The 20278-nt window shown below is 70.9% G+C and carries 19 protein-coding genes; 9 read left to right on the top strand and 10 right to left on the bottom strand.

What is annotated here, in order from left to right:
• Nucleotides 1-49: 49 nt before the first annotated feature.
• Complete coding sequence (locus tag ACIRP2_RS14135) at nucleotides 50-283, bottom strand: chaplin (protein WP_404249887.1); 234 nt, start codon at nucleotides 281-283, stop codon at nucleotides 50-52.
• A gap of 294 nt (nucleotides 284-577) precedes the next feature.
• A complete protein-coding gene (locus ACIRP2_RS14140; protein WP_404249889.1) occupies nucleotides 578-979 on the bottom strand; it encodes a rodlin in 402 nt (133 codons plus the stop codon).
• 430 nt (nucleotides 980-1409) lie between these two features.
• Here ACIRP2_RS14140 and ACIRP2_RS14145 point away from each other — a divergent pair, with 430 nt between their 5' ends.
• Nucleotides 1410-2255: a chaplin gene (locus tag ACIRP2_RS14145; protein WP_404249891.1), complete on the top strand. Its 846-nt coding sequence runs from the start codon at nucleotides 1410-1412 to the stop codon at nucleotides 2253-2255.
• A 117-nt stretch (nucleotides 2256-2372) separates the two neighbouring features.
• Here the strand turns inward: ACIRP2_RS14145 and ACIRP2_RS14150 are convergent, their stop codons facing one another.
• The 5 genes from ACIRP2_RS14150 to ACIRP2_RS14170 all read right to left on the bottom strand — a co-directional run bounded on the left by ACIRP2_RS14150 (nucleotide 2373) and on the right by ACIRP2_RS14170 (nucleotide 8939).
• Nucleotides 2373-3308, bottom strand: a complete 936-nt coding sequence (locus tag ACIRP2_RS14150; RefSeq protein WP_404249893.1) for a dihydrodipicolinate synthase family protein — start codon at nucleotides 3306-3308, stop codon at nucleotides 2373-2375.
• Nucleotides 3305-4312 carry an oligopeptide/dipeptide ABC transporter ATP-binding protein gene (locus ACIRP2_RS14155; protein WP_404249895.1) on the bottom strand — a complete coding sequence of 336 codons (1008 nt, stop codon included), beginning with the start codon at nucleotides 4310-4312 and terminating at the stop codon, nucleotides 3305-3307. The genes ACIRP2_RS14150 and ACIRP2_RS14155 overlap by 4 nt, the downstream gene beginning before the upstream one ends.
• Nucleotides 4309-6276 (bottom strand): dipeptide/oligopeptide/nickel ABC transporter permease/ATP-binding protein, encoded by a 1968-nt coding sequence (locus ACIRP2_RS14160; protein ID WP_404249897.1) that lies wholly within the window; start codon nucleotides 6274-6276, stop codon nucleotides 4309-4311. The genes ACIRP2_RS14155 and ACIRP2_RS14160 overlap by 4 nt, the downstream gene beginning before the upstream one ends.
• A 1-nt stretch (nucleotide 6277) precedes the next feature.
• On the bottom strand, nucleotides 6278-7228 hold the full coding sequence (locus tag ACIRP2_RS14165) for an ABC transporter permease (RefSeq protein WP_404249899.1): 951 nt from the start codon (nucleotides 7226-7228) through the stop codon (nucleotides 6278-6280).
• A 115-nt stretch (nucleotides 7229-7343) separates the two neighbouring features.
• A complete protein-coding gene (locus tag ACIRP2_RS14170; RefSeq protein ID WP_404249901.1) occupies nucleotides 7344-8939 on the bottom strand; it encodes an ABC transporter substrate-binding protein in 1596 nt (531 codons plus the stop codon).
• Nucleotides 8940-9102: 163 nt separating this feature from the next.
• On the opposite strand from ACIRP2_RS14170, the gene ACIRP2_RS14175 reads away from it, so the two are divergent.
• From ACIRP2_RS14175 to ACIRP2_RS14190, 4 genes are all read left to right on the top strand, one after another.
• On the top strand, nucleotides 9103-9834 hold the full coding sequence (locus ACIRP2_RS14175) for a FadR/GntR family transcriptional regulator (RefSeq protein ID WP_404249903.1): 732 nt from the start codon (nucleotides 9103-9105) through the stop codon (nucleotides 9832-9834).
• 186 nt (nucleotides 9835-10020) lie between these two features.
• Nucleotides 10021-11034 (top strand): acetylxylan esterase, encoded by a 1014-nt coding sequence (locus tag ACIRP2_RS14180; protein ID WP_404249905.1) that lies wholly within the window; start codon nucleotides 10021-10023, stop codon nucleotides 11032-11034.
• 14 nt (nucleotides 11035-11048) lie between these two features.
• Nucleotides 11049-12344 carry a GDSL-type esterase/lipase family protein gene (locus tag ACIRP2_RS14185; protein ID WP_404249907.1) on the top strand — a complete coding sequence of 432 codons (1296 nt, stop codon included), beginning with the start codon at nucleotides 11049-11051 and terminating at the stop codon, nucleotides 12342-12344.
• 118 nt (nucleotides 12345-12462) lie between these two features.
• Entirely contained in the window at nucleotides 12463-13902 is a 1440-nt protein-coding gene (locus ACIRP2_RS14190) for an exo-alpha-sialidase (protein WP_404249909.1), read from the top strand.
• Between the two features lie 22 nt (nucleotides 13903-13924).
• Here the strand turns inward: ACIRP2_RS14190 and ACIRP2_RS14195 are convergent, their stop codons facing one another.
• Both ACIRP2_RS14195 and ACIRP2_RS14200 read right to left on the bottom strand, forming a co-directional pair.
• Complete coding sequence (locus ACIRP2_RS14195) at nucleotides 13925-14617, bottom strand: ABC transporter ATP-binding protein (RefSeq protein WP_404249911.1); 693 nt, start codon at nucleotides 14615-14617, stop codon at nucleotides 13925-13927.
• The gene (locus tag ACIRP2_RS14200) at nucleotides 14614-15735 is read right to left on the bottom strand and encodes an ABC transporter permease (protein ID WP_404249913.1); all 1122 of its coding nucleotides are present in this window, start codon (nucleotides 15733-15735) and stop codon (nucleotides 14614-14616) included. Before ACIRP2_RS14200 ends, ACIRP2_RS14195 begins: the two co-directional genes overlap by 4 nt.
• 111 nt (nucleotides 15736-15846) lie before the next feature.
• On the opposite strand from ACIRP2_RS14200, the gene ACIRP2_RS14205 reads away from it, so the two are divergent.
• Nucleotides 15847-16437, top strand: a complete 591-nt coding sequence (locus tag ACIRP2_RS14205) for a TetR/AcrR family transcriptional regulator (RefSeq protein ID WP_404249915.1) — start codon at nucleotides 15847-15849, stop codon at nucleotides 16435-16437.
• 183 nt (nucleotides 16438-16620) lie between these two features.
• On the opposite strand, the gene ACIRP2_RS14210 is transcribed toward ACIRP2_RS14205, so the two are convergent.
• Nucleotides 16621-17319, bottom strand: a complete 699-nt coding sequence (locus ACIRP2_RS14210; protein WP_404249917.1) for a FadR/GntR family transcriptional regulator — start codon at nucleotides 17317-17319, stop codon at nucleotides 16621-16623.
• Nucleotides 17320-17473: 154 nt separating this feature from the next.
• On the opposite strand from ACIRP2_RS14210, the gene ACIRP2_RS14215 reads away from it, so the two are divergent.
• From ACIRP2_RS14215 to ACIRP2_RS14225, 3 genes are read left to right on the top strand one after another with little or no spacing between them, the layout of a single operon-like run.
• Nucleotides 17474-18433 carry a dihydrodipicolinate synthase family protein gene (locus ACIRP2_RS14215; protein WP_404249919.1) on the top strand — a complete coding sequence of 320 codons (960 nt, stop codon included), beginning with the start codon at nucleotides 17474-17476 and terminating at the stop codon, nucleotides 18431-18433.
• Nucleotides 18430-19554 (top strand): ROK family protein, encoded by a 1125-nt coding sequence (locus tag ACIRP2_RS14220; RefSeq protein ID WP_404249921.1) that lies wholly within the window; start codon nucleotides 18430-18432, stop codon nucleotides 19552-19554. The genes ACIRP2_RS14215 and ACIRP2_RS14220 overlap by 4 nt, the downstream gene beginning before the upstream one ends.
• A complete protein-coding gene (locus tag ACIRP2_RS14225) occupies nucleotides 19551-20231 on the top strand; it encodes an N-acetylmannosamine-6-phosphate 2-epimerase (protein WP_404249923.1) in 681 nt (226 codons plus the stop codon). Before ACIRP2_RS14220 ends, ACIRP2_RS14225 begins: the two co-directional genes overlap by 4 nt.
• Nucleotides 20232-20278 lie beyond the last annotated feature (47 nt).

Consider the following 20278-nt stretch of genomic DNA (forward strand, 5'->3'; position numbering starts at 1 on the left):
TGCGTTCCGGGGCCTTCGGGGTCGAGCGTTCGGCGCGACCGGCCAGAGATCAGGTGTTGGCGCAGTTGCTGCCGAACGCGGGGTTCAGCAGGCCGATGACGGAGATCGTGTTGCCGCAGACGTTCAGCGGAATGTGGACCGGGACCTGGACATTGTTTCCGGACAGAACGCCCGGGGAGTTGGTGACGCTGCTCTCGGCGCCGGAGTCGGCGAACGCGGGCGCGGCGGCACCCATCGCCATCAGGGTTCCGGCGGCGATGGCGGCAACCTTGGTGTACTTCACTTTGATCCCTTTCTTTGACGGAGTCCGGAGCGGCCACGTCTTTCGTGCCGCACGAGCGCGGTCCTGATCGCTCGTAGCTCCGCCGCTGCAATTCGTAACGATTTAAAACCGTAGGCGAAACCCTCCGAGAAGAAAATTCTCGAAAAACCGCCCGAATGACGCAACATCGATCGCTCGCCGCCATGGACGAGATCACCGGAGAATCCGATACGTCCACAGCGGGAAACGACAGCAGCGGGCCCGGGCCGCGCGGAGGAGGAACGCCGACGGCCCGGGCCTGTCACTGCGGCTGGATCAGCTGTTGCCGGTACCGTTGCCGGAGAGCACCGGGATGTTGCTCAGAATGTGCGAGAGCGGCTCGTCACCCTTGGCCTGGGTGGAGTTCTCCGTGCACTGCTGGTTCTGCGGCGAGGCCAGCACGTTGACGTCCTGGACCGCGACCGGGACCAGGCCGACGAGCGAGCCGGCGTTGACCTTGGCCGGCAGGCCGATGCAGGGCTTGTTCAGGCTGCCCTGGACCAGGCCGAACTGCGGGCTGCCGTCACCGTGGGTCTCGGCGTTGCCGAAGGACTGCGAGGCTCCGTTGCCGTTGACCGAGGTCGTACCGCCGTCGTCGCCGATCGCCATGGCCTGCGTCGCGCCCAGGCCGAGGATGGAGGCGGCCACAGCACCCGTGGCCAGAACCTTCTTGATCACGATTAACCCTTCTCGTACTCGATGCCCCGTAGTACCGGAGCCCCCTGCCCAACTCGCGACCGGACGTTTGGTTCTCTCCTTTCACTCGAATGCCGAGATCGCGCGGACAACAGTGCGAAGTGGCGTCACGGCTGCCGCTCGAGCATGCGCGTGCCGAAGAATTGTGAGAGCGTCAACGACTCGCTCGTCATGCCGAGCCGGAGACCCGAAATGCGGAGCCCGGCAATCGGGTTGGACATATGTGCGTAGCCCGTCCGAGTGATCACAAGACTTCCACGAATTACGCGTTTCTTCGACAACATCTCCTCGTTATGGGTGTCACCGGGCGGGTGGCTCGGGCTCGGGGTGACGCCCCGGCACGAGCCCCATTGCCCGGTGAATGAACTGCGAGCGATCCGCTCGCGCGAGGTGTCCTAAGAAAGGGCAATCAATGCGAAAAGCCTTGAGTAAGAGCGTGCTGGTGATGGCCGCGGCGTCAGGCATCCTGACCACGGCCGGCGGATACGCGTTCGCGGACGCCTCCGCCGATGGCGCCGCCGTCGGTTCGCCAGGCGTCGGCTCGGGCAACGCCGTTCAGGTGCCGGTGCACGTTCCGGTCAACCTGTGCGGCAACACGGTGAATGTGATCGGGCTGCTCAATCCCGCGTTCGGCAACAAGTGCGAGAACCAGTCCGGCAGCGCGAACGGCGGTCGGGGCCAGGGGGCGAGCGCCGAGGGCACCGCGACCGACTCTCCCGGTGTGCTGTCCGGCAACCTCGTCCAGGTTCCCGTGGACGTGCCGGTCAACGCGTGCGGCAACTCCGTCGATGTCGTCGGAGCGCTGAACCCCGCCTTCGGCAACGGGTGCGAGAACGCGAGCGGGCCGGGCACCGAGCCGCCGGTGGTCACGCCTCCGGTCACCCCCCCGGTCACACCCCCGGTCGTGACGCCCCCGGTCACACCCCCCGTGGTCACGCCTCCGGTCACACCCCCGGTCGTGACGCCCCCGGTCACACCGCCGGTCGTCACACCGCCGGTCGTCACACCTCCGGTCACACCGCCGGTCGTCACCCCGCCGGTCACGCCCCCGGTGGTCACGCCGCCGGTCACGCCCGTCACCGATGAGACGCGGACCGGCAATGAGCCCACGCCCACCTCCGGGGGTACGGTCACCGCGCAGCTGGCGCACACGGGTGCCGACACCAACCTGGGTCTGGCAGGCGGGGCGAGCGCCGCGATGGTGCTCGGCGGAGCCCTGCTGCTCCGCCGCACCCGCGCCCGCGCCACGCAGAACTGAGGCACGCGCGCCCGGCGTGATCCGGCCGAGAGGCCCTGCGCAGCGGGCGGAAACAGACAGGTGCGTGGGTACAGCCGGGGCTGTACCCACGCACCCTTGTGCGTTCTTCGGAACCTTTCAGACCCGGGAGAGCCCCGCGCGGTCGAGGCAGGCGGCGATCGTGGCGGTCTCGGCGGCGTCCAGTGGGCGCATCGGCGGGCTCATCACGTGGGTGGCGATGATTCCGCGCAGCATGAGAGCCGTCTTGAACGCGCCGAGGCCCGCGGCGGTGGCCGAGGCCGTGCCGGGACGGGCGGCGCGGACGATGTCGAAGAGCGCGACGAGGCGGTCCTGCTCGGCCGCGGCAGCGGCCCAGTCACCCCGTGCCGAGGCCTCGTGGAGACGTACGTATCCGTGCGGGTCCACATTGCCGAGCCCGGGGACGGAGCCGTCGGCCCCGGCGAGCATCATCGCGTCCACGACCAGTTCGTGCCCGGTGAGCACGGAGAACTCCGGCAGCTCGCGGGCGCCGATGATCAGGCGCCGGAACGAGGCGTCGTCGCCGCTGGAGTCCTTCACACCGGCCAGCACACCGTCCGCGGCCAGTGGCAGCAGCAGTTCGGGGTCGAGTTTGCTGTGGACGCAGACCGGCACGTCGTACGCGAGGAGCGGCACGTCGAGCGAGGCGGCGACGTCCCGGAAGTGACGGTCGATCTCGGTGTGGTGCGTGCGTGTGTAGAAGGGGGCGGTGACGACGACGGCGTCGGCACCGAGCGCCTCGGCGGCGCGGGCCCGCTCGATCGCCCGGTCGGTGGTGGTCTCGATCGCCCCGACGAGGACCGGGACCCGGCCGGCGCAGGCGGCCGTGACGACCTCGATGACCTCGTCCTGCCGACCGGGAGTCAGATAGGCGGTCTCGCCGGAGCTGCCGAGGGCGAACAGACCGCTGACGCCTCCGTCGAGCAGATGCTCCACGACCCTCTCCAAGGAGGGCCGATCGATCTCGCCGTCCGCGGTGAGCGGGGTGACGACGGGCGGGATCACTCCGCAATAGCGGGGTGTGCGGACGGTCATGCGGTGCTCCTTGCGGATGGTGCGGGCGGCCGGTCCCCGGTGGGGTCGGCCTGGCTACGGGGGTGGACGCAGTGCCAGCGGTGTTCCCCCGGTCCGAAGGACTCCGTGGGGAAGACCGTGGCGCAGGCGTCGTCCGCCTTCCAGCAGCGGGTGCGGAACGGGCAGCCGGACGGCGGGTTGGTGGCCGAGGGGACCGGGCCGGTGAGCACGATCCGTTCGGTGGTCTCCAGCAGGCTGGGGGTGGCCGACAGCAACGCCTCGGTGTACGGGTGCACGGGGGCGCCCGCGACATCGGACGCCCGCCCCTCCTCGACGATCCGGCCGAGGTAGAGCACGGCGAGGCGGTCGGCGAGGTAGCGCACGGTCTGGATGTCGTGCGAGATGAACACCATGCCGAGGCCCAGGCGTTCGCGGAGGTCGACGAGGAGGTTGAGGACCTGGGCGCGGACGGAGACGTCCAGGGCGGACGTCGGTTCGTCGGCGACGATCAGTTCCGGTTCGAGGGCCAGGGCACGGGCGATGGCGACGCGCTGGCGCTGCCCGCCGGAGAGCTGTCCGGGCAGCGCGGCGAGCGTGTGGCCGGGCAGGCCGACCAGGTCGAGGAGTTCCTCGACGCGTGCCTCACGCGCGTCCCGGCTGCCCCGCCGGTGCACGTCGAGGGGGTCGCGCAGGATCTGGCGGACCGTGAGCCGGGGGTTGAGGGCGGTGGACGGGTCCTGGAAGACGACGCCGACGGCGGAGCCGAACTCGTCGCGGCGCTGTGCGGCGGACATCGCCCACAGGTCGCGGCCGTGAAAGCGGACCTCGCCCTCGGTGGGCTTCTGGAGACCGGTCAGCACCCGGGCGAGAGTGGACTTGCCGCAGCCGGACTCACCGACGAGGCCGACGATCTCGCCGCGCTCGACCTCCAGGGTGGCGTCGGTGAGGGCGTGCACCGCATCACGACGGAGGATTCCGCCGCTGCGTGCCTTGTGGCGTACGTGGACGCCGTCGAGCCTGATCACAGGGCGCTCCCTTCCAGCTGTGCGGCCTTCGCCGGGTGGTGGCAGGCGAAGCCGTGGTCCTTCGCGGCACCGCGTGCGGTGAGTTCGGGTGCGGTGGTGCGGCACGGTTCGGTGGCCGCGGCGCAGCGCGAGGCGAACCGGCAGCCGGTGCCGAAGCCCTGCGGTGCGGGGACGATGCCGCGGATCTGGTGCAGCCGGTCCGCGCCCGCCTCCAGGGAGACGACCGATCCCAGCAGACCCCGGCTGTAGTGGTGGGCGGGGTCGGTGAGCACGGAACGGGTGGCGCCGATCTCGGCGAGACGCCCCGCGTACATCACGGCGACACGGTGCGCGAGGTCGCCGACGAGCGCGAGATCGTGCGAGACGAGGACCATGGCGAAGCCGAGTTCGTCGCGCAGTTCGACGAGGAGTTCCACGACCTGGGCCTGGACGGTGACGTCGAGGGCGGTGGTCGGTTCGTCAGCTATGAGCAGGCGGGGGTTGCGGGAGAGCGCCATGGCGATCAGGACGCGCTGGCGCTGCCCGCCGGAGAGCTCATGGGGGTAGCTGCGCAAGGTGCGTTCGGGTGCCAGACCGACGAGTTCGAGGAGTTCGGCGGGGGACTTGGTACCGCCGCGCGAGGTGAGCTGCCGTAGCTGGGTACCGACGAGGACCGAGGGGTTGAGCGAGGAGAGCGCGTCCTGGTAGACCATCGCGATCTCCGGGCCCATCAGGGCACGGCGTTCCTTCGGGGAGAGCTTGAGCAGGTCCCGGCCCCGGTACAGGATCTCGCCGCTGACCTCGGCGTTGCGGGCGAGCAGGCCCATGACGGCGAGGCTGGTGATGGACTTGCCGCAGCCGGACTCGCCGACCAGGCCGAGGGTCTCGCCCTCGTGGACGGTGAAGTTCAGCGAGTCGACGACGGGGACCGGGCCGTAGCGGTCGGGGAAGCGGATCGCCAGGTCCCGTACGACGAGCAGCTCGGCGGCGTCCTTCCGTACCGGGTTGATGGACGGCTCGGTGGCGTTGACGCGGTCCGCGAGCTCGGTGAGGGCGGCGTCGATGTCCACGGCGGAGGTGGCCTCGACCGGGTCGGGTGCGGGGTTCGTGGCGGGGTCGACGGCCGCCTTGGCGCTCTTGGGCGCGGCGGAGGCATCGGTGAGGCCCTCGGAGAGGATGTTGAGCGCCAGTACGGTGATCAGCAGAGCGAGACCGGGGAAGAAGGTGGCCCACCAGCCGCCGGCCAGGAGGATCTGCCGACCGTAGGCGAGGACGCTGCCCCAGCTCGGGTCGGGGTCCTGCACCCCGGCGCCGATGAAGGAGAGGCTGGCCTCGAAGATGATCGCCTCGGCGACCATGACGGTCGCGAACACCATGACCGGGGCCATGCAGTTGACGGCGACGTGGCGGAGCACGATGTAGCCGCGTCGGGCACCGATGACCTTCTCGGCGGCGACGTAGTCCTCGCCGTACTGGGACAGCACGTTGGCGCGGACCACGCGCGCCAACGAGGGGGTGTAGACGAAGGCGATGGTGAAGATGATCACCGGGATGCTGGTTCCGAAGACCGCGACGAGGACGGCGGCCAATGCGATCGGCGGGAACGACATCACCACGTCGAGCGTGCGCATGACGGACTCGTCACCGAGCCTGCGCGAGGTGGCGGCGAGCGAGCCGAGCAGGGCGCCTGCGACGAGGGCGCAGGCGGTCGCGCCGAGGCCGATGATCAGCGAGTAGCGCGCGCCGTGCACGACCCGGGCGAAGACGTCCCGGCCGGCCCGGTCGGTGCCGAACCAGTGGGCCCCGCCGGGGGCCTGGACCGGGGTGCCGGTGGTCAGTGGGTTCTGGGTGAACCACGGGGCGAGGACGGCGCCGAGGACGACGACGATCAGTACGCCGAGGGCGATGCGGGAGGTGACCGGGAGGGCGCGGAACGCGATGCCCGGTCGGGACAGTTTGTTGGCCAGACGGCCGGTGGCGAACATGTCACACCGTCCTGATGCGCGGGTTGACCAGCAGATAGAGCAGGTCGACGATGACGTTGACCACCAGGAAGGCGATGGCGATGGTCAGTACGGTGCCCTGGACCAGGGCGACGTCGCCCCCGGTGACACCTTCGAGGATGAGTTTGCCCATGCCGGGCAGGTCGAAGATCGCTTCGATGACGACCGCGCCGCTGAGCATGTATCCGACCTTGATGCCGAGCACGGTCAGCGGAGTGACGAGCGCGTTGCGCAGCACCGAGCGGATCACCAGCAGCGGCGGCAGGCCGTTGCCGCGGGCCGTACGGACGTAGTCGCGGTCGAGTTCGGCGACCATCGAGGTCCGTACGAGTCGGGCGAGGGAGGCGGAGACCGGGAGCGCGAGCGAGATCGCGGGCAGCGCCATGGTGGTGAGCCAGCCGCCGACCGAGTCGGCGGGGTTGGTGTATCCACCGGTCGGGAAGATCCGGGTGTTCAGTGCGAACTGCTGGATGAGCAGCACGCCGAGCCAGAACGACGGGATGGCGACCCCGGCCATGGAGAGCACCCGGAACAGCTGGTCGGGCCAGCGGTCCCGGTACATGGCGCCGACCACACCGAACAGGACGGCCAGGACCACCGCGAGGACCAGCCCGAGGAGGGTCAGCTGGAGCGTGAGCGGAAAGGCGGCCGTGATCCGGTCGAGTACGGGCTGGCTCGGCGGGACGGTCGTCCCGAGGTCGAAGTGGAGCAGCTGACCGAGGAAGTGGAAGTAGCGGACCGGGAGCGGGTCGTCGAGACCGTTGGCCTCGGCGAACGCCGCACGGGCCTCAGGGGTGGCGCTCTCCCCGAGCGCGTTGAAGGCCGGGTCGACCGGCGAGAACTGCAGCACCACGAAGACGAGCAGCGCGATGCCGAGGATCATCACCGGCATCATCGCGACGCGGCGCAGCGCGAGCCGGAGAAAAGCAACCATCGTCGGGTTCCTTGCGGTTGGGCGGGCTGACGGTCCGGGACACCTGAGGCGAGGAGATGTCCCGGACCGGACGATCGGGCGCCGGGGCGGGGGCCGAAGCCGGGGCAGCAGCCGGTCAGGCGCGGCTGACGTCCAGGAAGGACAGGCCCGTGGTGGGCAGCGGCTTGAAACCGGGCAAGGCCTTCTCGTTCCAGGCCGTGGGCAGCTTGCGGTGGAGGACCGGGTAGAGCGCGGCCTCGTCGGCGACCAGGTCGGTGACCTCGCCCCACAGCTCCTTGCGCTTCGCCTCGTCGGCGGCCCGGGCGGCCTTGTCGAGGGTCTGCCTGACCTTCTTGTACGCCTCGGACTTGCCCCAGCCGTAACGGCTTTCGGGCCAGAAGCCGTAGTAGAACCAGCGCAGCAGGAGGTCGGCGTCGTTGCCGAAGACGGACGGGTCGCCGGGGGCGACCAGCACCTCGAAGGCGCCCTTGTCGATCTTGGCGTACTGGGCCGGGGACTGGGCGATGTCGAGGGTGACCTTGACGCCCGCCGCCTCCCAGCTCTCCTTCAGCAGCGGGGCGATGTCCTTGACCCATCCGGTGTCGGTGGTGAGGACGGTGAAGGAGAGGTTCTTGGCGCCCGCGTCGGCGAGCAGTTGCTTCGCCTTGGCCACGTCGTGCGTGTAGACCGTGGCGGCCTTGTGGTAGTCGGGATGGGTGGCGGGGACGTATCCGGTGGCCGGGGCGGCGTTGCCGACCATGGCGGTGGAGATGATCTTCTCGGTGTCCAGCGCGTAGTGCAGCGCCTGGCGCACGCGCTTGTCGGCGAACCGCTTGTCGGCGGTGTTGAACATCAGGAAGAGCAGGCCGAAGGACTGCACGGACTCGGTCTTCGAGGAGCCTGCGAGGCGCTTGACGTCGATGTAGGGGACGTCCTCGATGGCCTGGACCCGTCCGGACTCCATGGCACTGACCCGTGCCGACTGGTCCGACATCAGGCGCCAGATCATCTTCTTGGCCTTGGCCGGGTGGGCGCCGTTGTACTTGTCGTACGCCTCGAAGACGATCTTGTCCTCCCGGGTCGCCTCGACGAACCTGTACGGCCCCGAACCGACCGGCTTGGCGTCGAAGGCCTTGGGGTCGGGCTCGACGATCTTCTTCGGGACGATCCGGGCCACGGCTATGCGGGACGGGAAGAGCGCGAAGGGGTACTTGAGCTTGAACTCGACCGTGCCGGCGTCGACGGCCTTCACCGTGTCGATGAAGGGCACGAACTGCGCCATGAGCGAGGCGTTCTTCGGGTCCAGGATGCGCTCGAAGCTGAACACCACGTCGTCGGCGGTGACGGCCGACCCGTCGTGGAAGGTCGCGCCCTTGCGGAGCGTGGCCCGGTAGGTGGTGGCGTTGATCTTCTTCGGCATCTCGGTGGCGAGCGCGGGGCGGGCCACGAGCGTTGCGGGATCGAGATCCACGAGGCCTTCGAAGATGTGCATGTTGGCGGCGTACGGAGTCGCGCCCGAGGTGATCATCGGGTCGAAGCCGGTCGACAGGGGGTACGAGAGACCGGCCTCGATGAGGCCGTTGCCACTGCCCTTGCCCGCCGCGCCTTCGGCGGTCGATGACGGTCCGCCACAGGCGGAAAGGCTCGCCGTGATGGCGGCCGCCGCACCGACGGCGCTGGTGTAACGCAGGAAGGTGCGGCGCTCGACACCGGCTGGTCTCAGCTCGGGCACGGGTCCTCCAGGAACGTGGAACGTAGGGGTGGGAACAGGCGTGGGAACGCAGGGATCACGGGGATCAGGAAGCCAAAGCATCAGACGTCAGATGTCTGATGCCTTGATAGCGTGGGAACGTAGCTTGACAATCGAGAGGGGTCAAGAGGTGGGGAGTTCACATATGTCCGGTACGAGGCCCGGCCGGCAGCTGCTTCGGCAGGAAGTCGTCGAGGGCATCAAGCGCTACATCCTCGAGAAGCGACTCCGCCCCGGAGATCCGCTGCCCACCGAGCCGGCCCTGTGCGAGGCCCTCGGCGCCAGCCGCTCCAGCGTCCGCGAGGCGGTCAAGATCCTCAACGCGCTGGACATCGTGGAGGTGAGGCACGGACACGGCACGTACGTGGGCAGGCTGAGCCTGTCCGCACTGGTGGAGAGCCTGACCTTCCGCGGCCTGCTCTCCCCCGACGACGACTTCCAGGTGATGGCCGACCTCGTCGACGTGCGTGAGCTCTTCGAGCGCGGGATGGCCGACCGGATCGTCTCGCTGCTCAGCCCGGAGCAGCTCGACGCACTGGACGGACTGGTCGCCACCATGCGCGAGACCGGCGCGCAGGACGGGCACGGCTTCGTGGAGGCGGACCGGGCCTTCCACGCCCTGCTCGTCGCCCCGCTCGGCAATGACCTCATCGGCCAGCTCTCGATGGCGTTCTGGGACGTGTACACGATCGTCGCGCCCCACCTCGACGGATTCACGCACGCCGACGAGATGGCGACGATCGCGGCGCATCAGAACATCGTGGACGCCGCGCGGGCCGGGGACATCGGCGGCTTCCTCAAGGCACTCGGTGAGCACTACGCCCCGGTCAGACGCCGGATCTCGGAAGCCCGCGCCCGCGACAACACCTCCGACTGACCCGACCGCCGCTCCTCCCGGAGCGCCGCGACTCCAGGGCCCCACCGGGGCGGATCCGGGCGGGGTGGGGCCCTTGACGGTTGCCGCGAGGGCTGCCTAGGGTCCGTGTGCCGATAGGACATCTGACGTCTTCTGTCTCGATGTCCAGCGTTCAGCACCGCGGTTGCACCCCAGGAGGGCACCTCCATGCCGTTGACGGACCTCTCACTCGCCGACTGCCTCGGCTACCGGCCCGAACTGCCTGTTCCGGCGGGTTTCGACGCCTTCTGGTCGAGCACCCTGGGCGCGACACCCGCGGTCGACGGAACCGGTCCGGCGGGACAGCCGGTGTTCGCACCCGTCGATACCGGGCTCGCCCGGATCCGTACGTACGATGTGACACTGCCCGGCTTCGCCGGACGACCGGTCCATGGCTGGCTGCACCTGCCCGCCGGATCCACCGGCCCGCTCGGCTGCGTCGTCGAGTTCCTCGGCTACGGTCGCGGACGCGGCTTCGCCCACGAGAACCTGCTCTGGGTGTCCGCCGGATACGCGCATCTGATCATGGACACCCGCGGTCAGGGCTGGTCGGCCGCGTCCGGCTCCACCGCCGATACGGACGCCGGAGCGGCAGGCACCGTACCCGGCTTCGTCACCCGCGGCATCGAGAGCCCCGAAACGTACTACTACCGGCGGGTGTTCACCGACGCGGTGCGTTGCGTCGAGGCGATGCGCGCCCACCCCGAGGTCGATCCCGACCGGATCGTCGTCACCGGGGTCAGCCAGGGCGGCGGCATCGCCCTGGCCGTGTCGGGTCTTGTGCCGGGGCTGGCCGGGGTGATGCCGGATGTGCCGTTCCTCTGCAACTTCCGGCGGGCCGCGGAGATTTCGGGCCGGCCGCCGTACACCGAGATCGCCGAGTATCTGAAGCTCCACCGCGATCGCGCCGGGACGGTGTTCACCACCCTGGCGCACTTCGATGCCGCACTGCTCGCCACCCGTGCCACCGCTCCCGCACTGTTCTCGATCGCGATGATGGACGAGATCTGCCCGCCTTCCACCTGCTTCACCGCCTACAACCACTACGCGGGAGCGAAGGACGTCCGGGTCTACGAGTTCAACGGGCACGAGGGCGGCGCGGCACATCACCAGCGGGAGCAACTGGCTTGGGTGCAAGCCCTGTTCGCAGACCCGTCGTCGGGGCGGGTCCGTCACTCCTGACCGGAGGTTCTTCCGTGCGCAGACGATCCATGCTCCTCGCCGCCGGGGCGGCGGCCCTGGGCACCCAGCTCGGCAGCCGGGCCTTCGCCACCGCGCGCAGCGGCCCGCTCCTGGACCACGACACCCCGGTGGACCTGGACGGCAGCGAGTACGTCGACCTGTCGAACCGGATCGGTGCACTCGCCCCGCTCACCACGGGGACCATCGTCGTCACCTTCCGCACCACCAGCTACAACGAGGCGATGACGCTGATCAGCGCCTCGGACCCGACCGTCCCCTCCTCCAACATCACGCTCAACCTGTCGGGCGGCGCCCTGCAGTTCTCCGTGCGCGACCGGGGCGCCGTGCTCATCAATGTCATGACCAGGACACGGTACGACGACGGTCTGCGCCACACCGTCGCCGTCACCGTCGACGCCTCCGGCACCCGGCTCCACGCCGGCGGGCGGACGGTGTTCGAGACGGCCCAGCACTCCTTCTTCGGCCATGCCTCCGGGCTGAGCGCACTCGCCCTCGGACGCAATCTCGACAGCGACCACCCCGGTGGCGAGTGGTTCTGCACCGGCACGATCGAACGGGCCGCGGTCTGGGACCGGGTGCTCGACGAGTCCGAGCTGATCGCGCAGAGCCCCCGCCCCGACCTCGCCGACCTGGGCCGGATCTCCACGATCCTCAACAGCGACACGCCCGCCACCTGGGTCGTCACCGGCGACAGCATCACCCACGGCGCCCTGCACACCAACGGCCGGCGCAGCTATCCGGAGCACTGGACGGAGCGGGTCCGCTGGGAACTGGGCAAGCCGAAGAACCGGGACTTCGTGATCGACTCCGGCGTGAGCGGCGCCACCGGCGCCGAACTCGTCGCCCGGTTCGGCGAACGGGTCACCGCGTTCTCCCCGAAGGTCGTCTCGATCATGATCGGTACGAACGACGTCGCGACGGCCGGCCTCGGCCCGGAGGTCTACCGGGCGAACCTCGTCTCGCTGGTGCGCTCGGTGCGCGCGCTGCCCGGCGCACCCGTTCCGGTGCTCCAGTCGCCGAACCCCGTCGACCCCGCGAAGTGGCCCGGCAGAGTGGGTCTTTCGCGGTACGCGCAGGTCATGGGCGAGGTCGCGGCGCAGGAGAGCGTCGTGTTCGTCGACCACCACACCGACTGGCTCGGCGGCAACGGCGGTCAGGTCCCGCTCTCCCTGCTCAATGACGGACTCCACCCGAACGAGCGGGGCCACCACCGCCTCGCCCTGAAAATGATCAAAGATCTGCGGGTCTTCGACATCGGCAGCCGGGTCTGCTCGCTGCGCGTCCCGTAGCGCGACACCGGCTGTTCCCCGCGCCCCGCCCGGCGGGCCCTTCCCCGCTCCGCGGGGTGTTCCACCGAGTCCCCGCCCTTCCGAGAAGCACCACTCCTTCCGAGAAGAGAGATCGTCCATGCAGCGAAAAGTCTCCGTCGCCCTGCTCAGCGCCGCCCTGCTGGTGGCCACCGCGGCCGGCACCGCCCACGGCGCGGCGCCCGCCCCCGGTGAACTGACCTTCCAGGACCTGACCGTCGACGGGGTGGGCTCGCCCCACTACCGCATCCCGGCGCTCACCACCTCGACGAAGGGCACGGTCCTCGCGGCCTACGACGCCCGCCCCACCCTCGGCGACCTGCCGAGCAACATCTCCGTCGTGCTGCGCCGCAGCACCGACGGCGGTGCGACCTGGCAGCCGCAGCAGGTGGTCCGCAAGGATGCCGCGCCCCAGGGCTACGGCGACCCCAGCCTGCTCGTCGACCGCATCACCGGCCGGATCTTCCTCTTCTACGCCGCCTCGGTGAACCAGGGCTTCTTCGGCTCCGGCACCGGCAACGACGAGAACGACCCGAACATCATCCAGGCCGACTACAGCTACTCCGACGACGACGGGCTGACGTGGACCCATCGCCGTATCACCAAGCAGATCAAGAACCCTGCCTGGGCGGGCATGTTCGCGGCCTCCGGCGAGGGCATCCAGGTGCGGCAGGGCGCGTACAGGGGCCGGCTCATCCAGCAGTACGCCGTCCGTGTCGACGGCGCCAACTACGCGGCCAGCGCGTACAGCGACGACCACGGCGAGACCTGGAAGATGGGCAACCCGGTCGGTCCCGGGGGCGACGAGAACAAGACCGTCGAACTGTCCGACGGCAGGATCATGCTCAACAACCGTTCCAAGCCGTACCGGACGATCGCCTACTCCACCGACGGCGGCGTCAACTACACCCCCTTCACCCAGGACACCCGGCTGACCGACCCGGCCAACAACGCGTCGGTGATCCGGTACAACGCCGATGCCCCCGCGTCGAACCCGCAGTCGTCGTGGCTGCTGTTCAGCAACACGGAGGACGCCTCGGCACGGCGCAACCTCACGGTGAAGATGTCCTGCGACAACGGCAGGACCTGGCCGATCAGGAAGGTCGTCGACCCGGGCTCAGCGGCCTACTCGACGCTCACCCGGCTCCCCGACGGTCGCCTCGGCCTGCTCTACGAGCGCGCCGACTACACGCACATCACGTACGCCTCGTTCGATCTGAAGTGGCTGGGCGGCACCTGTGCGGACATCACGATCACCCCGCCCACGCCCCTGAAGGCGGGCACGGACACGACGGTGACGGTCCGTGTCGTCAACCGGATGGACGTGCGGCGCGGGGCGGGCACCGTCGATCTGACCGTGCCGTCCGGCTGGACGACGAAGCAGACGACCGTACCCGCCCTGAACCCGGGCCAGGGCGCGAACATCAAGGTTCCGGTCACTGTGGCGGCCGGAGCCGCCGGCAGCGCCGCCCTCACCGCGACCTATCGCACGGGCGGGCTCCAGGCGTCGGGCGGCGCGACGGCGACCGTGACCCCGTAAGGCCCGAATCGCCCTCGGGCGTTCAGCGGGCGGACCGCGTGGACGCCGCCGCGGCGGCGGTCAGCTCGGCCATGTCCACGACCCGGTCGGCGGCGTCCGCCACGGCCGGGTCGTGCGTGGCCACGACCGTGACGCAGTGGTCCTGCCGGGTGCGCTCGGCGAGCAGTTCGGCCAGCTCGCCGGCCTGCGAGCGGTCGACGGCCGCCGTCGGTTCGTCGACCAGCAGCAGTTTCGGGGAGAGGAAGAGCGCACGGGCCAGTGCGACGCGCTGGCGTTCGCCACCGGAGAGCTGTTCGGGACGGTGGCGCAGTCGGTGGCCGAGGCCCACCCCGGTCAACGCCTCCTCGGCGCGGGAGCGGTGTGCGCGGGGGCGTTCGCCACTGATGTAGGCGGCGGCCAGGAGCTGTTCGACGGCCGCCAGACCGGAGAGCAGATTGCCGCTCTGGAACATGTAGCCGATGCGTTCCCGGCGCACCTTGGCACGCTGGGCGTCGGAGAGCACGGCGAGGTCCTCACCATCCAGCAGGACCTGCCCGGCGGTGGGCCGCAGCAGTGCGCCCGCGACGGCGAGCAGGGTGGACTTGCCGGAGCCCGACGGGCCGACGAGGGCGGTCATCCGCCCCGGTTCGAAGGTGACATCGAGGCCGTCGAAGACGGTCGTACGGGCATCCGCACGGCCGAACGCGACGGTGACGCCGTTCAGTTCGAGGCTCATCGGTTGGCTCCCAGCATGGTCAGCGGGTCGGCTCGGGTGACCCGGCGCAGAGTCAGGGCGGTGCCCGCGAGGCCGACGGCCGCGACGGTGCACATGGTGGCGGCGAGGGTGGCGGCGGGCAGGCTGAACGGCACCTGCTCACCGACCAGCAACCCGACCGCGCCGGCCAGGACGGCGCCCGCGGCGGTGCCGAGGACGACGACGAGGGCCGCCTGGAGCACGGTGTGGGCGAGCAGCCGACGGCGTGAGGCACCCAGCGCACGCAGCAGGGCGAGTTCGGGCTGGCGCTGCACGGTCCACACGGCGAAGAAGGCGCCGACCACCAGAGGTGCGATCAGGTAGAGGAACACCTGGATCGAGTTCATGGTGACGCGTTCGCCGGTGTAGCCGGGCGCGGCCTCGTACGCCTTCTCCTTCGTGAGGGTCGTGGTGGAGTGCCGCGCGTCGAGTTCGGCGGTCGAGACCCTGGCCGGGGTACGCAGGGCCAGGGCGCTGAACTGGTCGGGGATGGCGGCGGCGGACGAGGCCGGCGCGCCCGGAGTGCTGAAGCGGATGCGCTGCCACGTCTTCAACGGCACGTAGGCGGCGGCCACATGGCCGTAGCTGGAGCGTTCGGTCGCTCCGACGACGTGCAGCCTGATGCCGAGCCGGTCGATGACCAGTACGTCTCCGACGCGTACGCCCTCGTCGGCGAGCTTGGCCGACATCACGAGGCTGTCCGCCGCCGCGTGTGCGAGGCCGTGGCCCCGGGTGACGGCGGGGCTGAGGAAGGAGTCGGGCTCGACGCCGAAGGCGGCGAGATCGACCTCGGTGCCCCGGTTCGTCGTACCGCGGGTGATGGAGACGCCCAGCGGGGTCGCGTCGGTGTTCGCGTCCTTGCGCCAGGCGGCGGCCGTCCTTTCGTCGAGGAGACTGCGGGCGAACTGGTCGGACCGGGCGTCGGACGAGAACACCAGCTGCGAGGCCGGAAGCCGGCGCAGCGCGGAGACGGTGTCGTCGCCGAGGCCGGTGGTGAAGCCGGAGACGATGCCCACGAGTGCGGCGACCAGCACCACGACGGATCCCATGAGCAGGAAGCGCCCTCGGGCGGCGCGCAGCTCCAGCAGAGCGAGGAACACAGCGGTTCCCTTCGATGGATGTTAGGGACGATGTGTCGCCAACATAGATGATGGGGACGCGGCGTCGCCAAGTGGGGGTCGAAAGAGCGCCGGGGCTTCTAGACTGGGCCCGTGCCCAGGATCAGAGCCGCCACGGTCGTCGAGCACCACGCCCAGCAGCGGCTGGCCCTGGTGCGGGCGGCGCGCGAACTGCTGGAGGGCGGGGACGCCGAGGACGTGACCTTCACGGCGGTCGCCAGGGCCACCGGCCTGGCCCGCAACAGCCTGTACAAGTACTTTCCCGGCCGTCCCGAACTGCTCGCCGCCGTCGTCGAGGACGCGATGCCGCGCTGGACGGACGCCATCCGGGCCGGAATGTCCGCAGCCGGTACGCCCGAGGAGAAGATCGCCGCGTATGTGTCGTCCCAGCTGGAGCTGGTGCGCAGCGGTGAGCACCGGATCGCCCAGGCGCTGGCCGGGGTCCGGGACGCGACGGTGGTGCGGGAGAGCGCGGTACGGGCCCACCGGGAGCTGCTCACCCCACTGATCGACGCGCTCACCGACCTGGGCGAGGAGGATCCACGGCGCACGGCGCTGCTGCTGCAGGGGATCGTCAACGCCGCCACGACGGCGATCGAGTCGGGCGACGACCATGCGGCGGTGGCGGAGCGGGCGGTGCGGATGGCGGTCACCGCGATCACGGGGACCGCCGCGGGGCGGTGAGGGGGCGACCTCGGATCACACTCCCCCGGCCACCCGGCGACGTACGGCCCCGGCCCGACGCCGGCCTCAGGAGGACGGGGCCCGACGACCGGCGGTCCGGGGCGGGACGACGTACGGCCAACGGACTTCCACAGGTCCCGGGCGACCGGCGACCGGTCCCCGGTCACCCGTCCCGGCCGCCCGTCACCGGCCGGCCGCCGGCTCCAGGCGAGCGCGGATGCCGTCGAAGTGGGTACGCATGGCACGCACCGCACGTTCCCCGTCGGCCGCCGCGACCGCCGCGACGATCTCCCGGTGCTGGGCGCAGGTGGCGGCAGGGTCCTGATGGCCGTCGTCGAGGTCTTCGCGGACCCGGTCCATGGCCGCCCAGAAGGCGTCCAGCACCTCACTGAGCAGATGGTTGTCGAGCGAGGCGTAGAGCGCGAGATGAAAGGCGCGGTCGGTGTCGCGCGCCACCCGGCCGCCGCCACGGGCCTCCTCCTCCATCCGCGCGACCAGGCCACGCAGCACTTCGAGGTCCTCGTCGGGGACACCGGCCGAGACGGACCCGACCAGGCCGGCCTCCAGGGCCTCCCGCACCTTCATCAGCTCGTAGAGGCCCGGTTCGCCCTGCCGGTGACGAACGGCGGCACGGAAGGCGAGCCCCTCGGCGAAGGGTGACAGCGAGAGCGAGCCGACGAAGGTGCCGGAGCCTCGGCGGATCTCCACGACGTTGACGGCCTGGAGCGCCTTGAGGGCTTCGCGCACCGACACCCGCCCGACGCCGAAGAGCTCCATCAGCTCCGCCTCGGTGGGCAGGGCGTCGCCGGGGGCGAGTCTGCGCTCCAGGATCAGCTCCTTGAGCCGGCGCTCTATGTCCTGAGCCATGGTGGGGCGGACCACAACGTCCTCCTGAGGTGCGATTGCCCCTTGACCGGTCGCAGGAGCATCTGTTTAAGGTGAGGCCAGACATAGGACATCTTACGTCTCATGTCTCGATCCGTGTCGCCGCCCCCGGCCACGGATCGGCGTCTCGACCATGCTGGAGAGCCCTCACATGTCTCTGACCGCACCGCTGCACGGCGTCGTCCCGCCGGTCTGCACCCCGCTCGACTCGCAGGGGGAGGTGGACACCTCGTCCCTCGCCCGGCTCGTCGAGCATCTCGTCGCCGGCGGGGTGCACGGGCTGTTCGCGCTCGGCTCCACCAGCGAGGTCGCCTACCTCACCGACGAGCAGCGCTCCACAGCGCTGGAGACCGTGGTCAACGTGGCCGACGGCAGGGTTCCGGTGCTCGCCGGTGTCATCGACACCACCACCCCGCGCGTCGTCGAGCACGCCAGGTCCGCCGCGGAACTGGGCGCGGACGCCCTGGTCGCGACCGCACCCTTCTACACCCGCACCCACGGCAAGGAGATCGCCCAGCACTTCCGGCGGCTGCGCGCGGCGGTCGATCTGCCGCTGTTCGCGTACGACATCCCGGTCGCCGTGCACAGCAAGCTCTCCGCCGCGCTCGTGCGCGAGCTCGCCGAGGACGGCACGCTGGCCGGCCTCAAGGACAGCAGCGGCGACGAGGGCGGACTGCGCCGGCTGCTCGTCGAACTGGGCGGACGGGACGGGCGCAAGGAGGGCCCGGCACCGCGATTCAGCGTGCTCACCGGCTCCGAGCTCACCGTGGACGCCGCCCTGCTGGCCGGCGTCGACGGTGTCGTACCGGGCATCGGCAACGTCGATCCGGCCGGCTATGTGCGGCTCTACGACGCCGCGCGGGCCGGGAACTGGGCACTCGCCGCGAAGGAGCAGGAGCGGCTCGTCGAGCTGTTCGGGATGGTCGACGTCGGGCCGGAGGCGGACATGGGCCGCAGTTCCTCGGCGCTCGGCTCGTTCAAGGCGGCGCTCCACCTGCTCGGCATCATCGAGTGCGGCGACACCGCCTTCCCCCAGATCCGGCTGAACGCCGAGTCGGTCGGTCTGGTCGCCCAGCGCCTGCGCGCCGCCGGTCTGCCGCCGGTCCGATGAGTTCCGCCACCTCGTCCGGCGGCACCGGCGCCCCCGTGATCGGCCTCGACCTGGGCGGCACGAAGATCGCCGCCGCGCTCTTCGGCGCGGACGGCGCGGTGCTGGCCCGGCACACCCGGCCCACCCCGGCCCTGGAGGGCGCGACCGCCGTACTGGACGCGCTCGCCGCGGCCGCCGCCGCCGTCGATCCGGGACGGCTGGCAACGGCGCTCGGGATCGCGGCGGCCGGGGTCGTCGATCCCCGTACCGGCATGGTCACCAGTGCCACCGATTCCATCCGCGGCTGGGCAGGCACCGCGCTGGGCGCGGGCCTCGCGGACCGTACCGGGCTCCTGGTGGCCTGCGACAACGACGTACGCGCCACCGCCGGACCCGAACTCGCGGCGCTGCGGGCGCACCGGACGGGGCACGGGTCGTCGGGCACGACCGGACCGGACGGGCCGGATCGCCCGGAGCCCCGCGCGGACGGAGCGGACCGCACGGGGACTGCCGCGCCCGGAGCGGGCCGCAGGTCTCCCGGTACGGACGGGCCGGACCGCGTCGCATCGGGCCCGGGCGATCCGGGCCACGGGTCGCTGCTCTTCGTGGCGGTCGGTACGGGAGTGGGCGGTGCGATCGCCGTCGACGGACGCATGCTGCACGGTGCCGCCGGGATCGCCGGGCACCTGGGCCATCTGCCCAGCCCCGAGGCGGCCGGACTGCCCTGCACCTGCGGCGCCACCGGGCATCTGGAGGTCATCGCCTCCGGGCCCGGCATCGTCGCCCACTACGAGCGGCTGGCCGGTGCTCCGGCGGACCGGCTCGAAACCGTCGCCGCCCGTGCCGTGCGGGGAGACGCCGCCGCCATCCGCGCCATCACCGTCGGCGCGGCCGCCACCGGCCATGTGCTCGGCGGACTCGCCAACGCGCTGGGGCCCGACCGGGTCGTCGTCGGCGGCGGTGTGCCGCGGATCGGCCCGCTGTACGGGGACGCCCTGACCGCCGCCTTCGCCGCGGAGCTGATGCCGCCGCTGCGCGGGCTGACACCCGAGGCGCCGCTGTTCGGCGCCGACGCGGCCGTGCTCGGCGCCGCCGCCCTGACCACCACTCTTCCCCTCCACCACCCAGGAGCCGCTCGATGACAGCACAGGAACTGGCCGCTTCCCTCCAGGGCAGGCTGATCGTTTCCTGCCAGGCGCCCCCCGGCGACCCGATGCGGGAGACCGGCACCCTCGTCCGACTCGCCCGGTCGGCCGTCGCGGGTGGCGGTGCGGCGATCCGCGCCAACGAACCGGCCGTCGTCGCCGCGATCGTCGAGGCCGTCGACCTGCCGGTCATCGGTCTGTGGAAGGACGGTGACGTGGGCGTCTACATCACCCCGACCGTCCGGCACGCCCTGGCGATCGTCGAGGCGGGTGCGGCCGTCGTCGCCGCGGACGCCACCGACCGACCGCGCCCCGACGGCTCGTCCTTCGCCGAGCTGGTCACGGCCGTCCACGAGGCCGGCGCCCTGGTCATGGCCGATGTCTCCACGCTCGCCGAGGGCATCGCGGCAGCCGGGCAGGGCGCGGACTTCGTCTCCACCACGCTCTCCGGCTACGTCCCCGGCACACCACAACAGACCGGTCCCGACCTCGAACTGGTCGCCGCGCTCAGCGCCGCGATCGACGTCCCCGTCGTCGCCGAAGGCCGTATCAACACGCCCGACGAAGCCGCCGCAGCCCTGGCACGCGGCGCCCACAGCGTCGTCGTCGGCACCGCCATCACCGCCCCCACCGCCCTGACCGCCCGCTTCGTCGCGGGCATCGCCCGGCGCTGACCTGTCCCCACCACGCGGGCCGGCCGCTCAACGGCGAGCGCCGTCCC

It is taken from the genome of Streptomyces sp. NPDC101194 (genome assembly GCF_044767885.1).
In the GTDB taxonomy this organism is placed as follows: domain Bacteria; phylum Actinomycetota; class Actinomycetes; order Streptomycetales; family Streptomycetaceae; genus Streptomyces.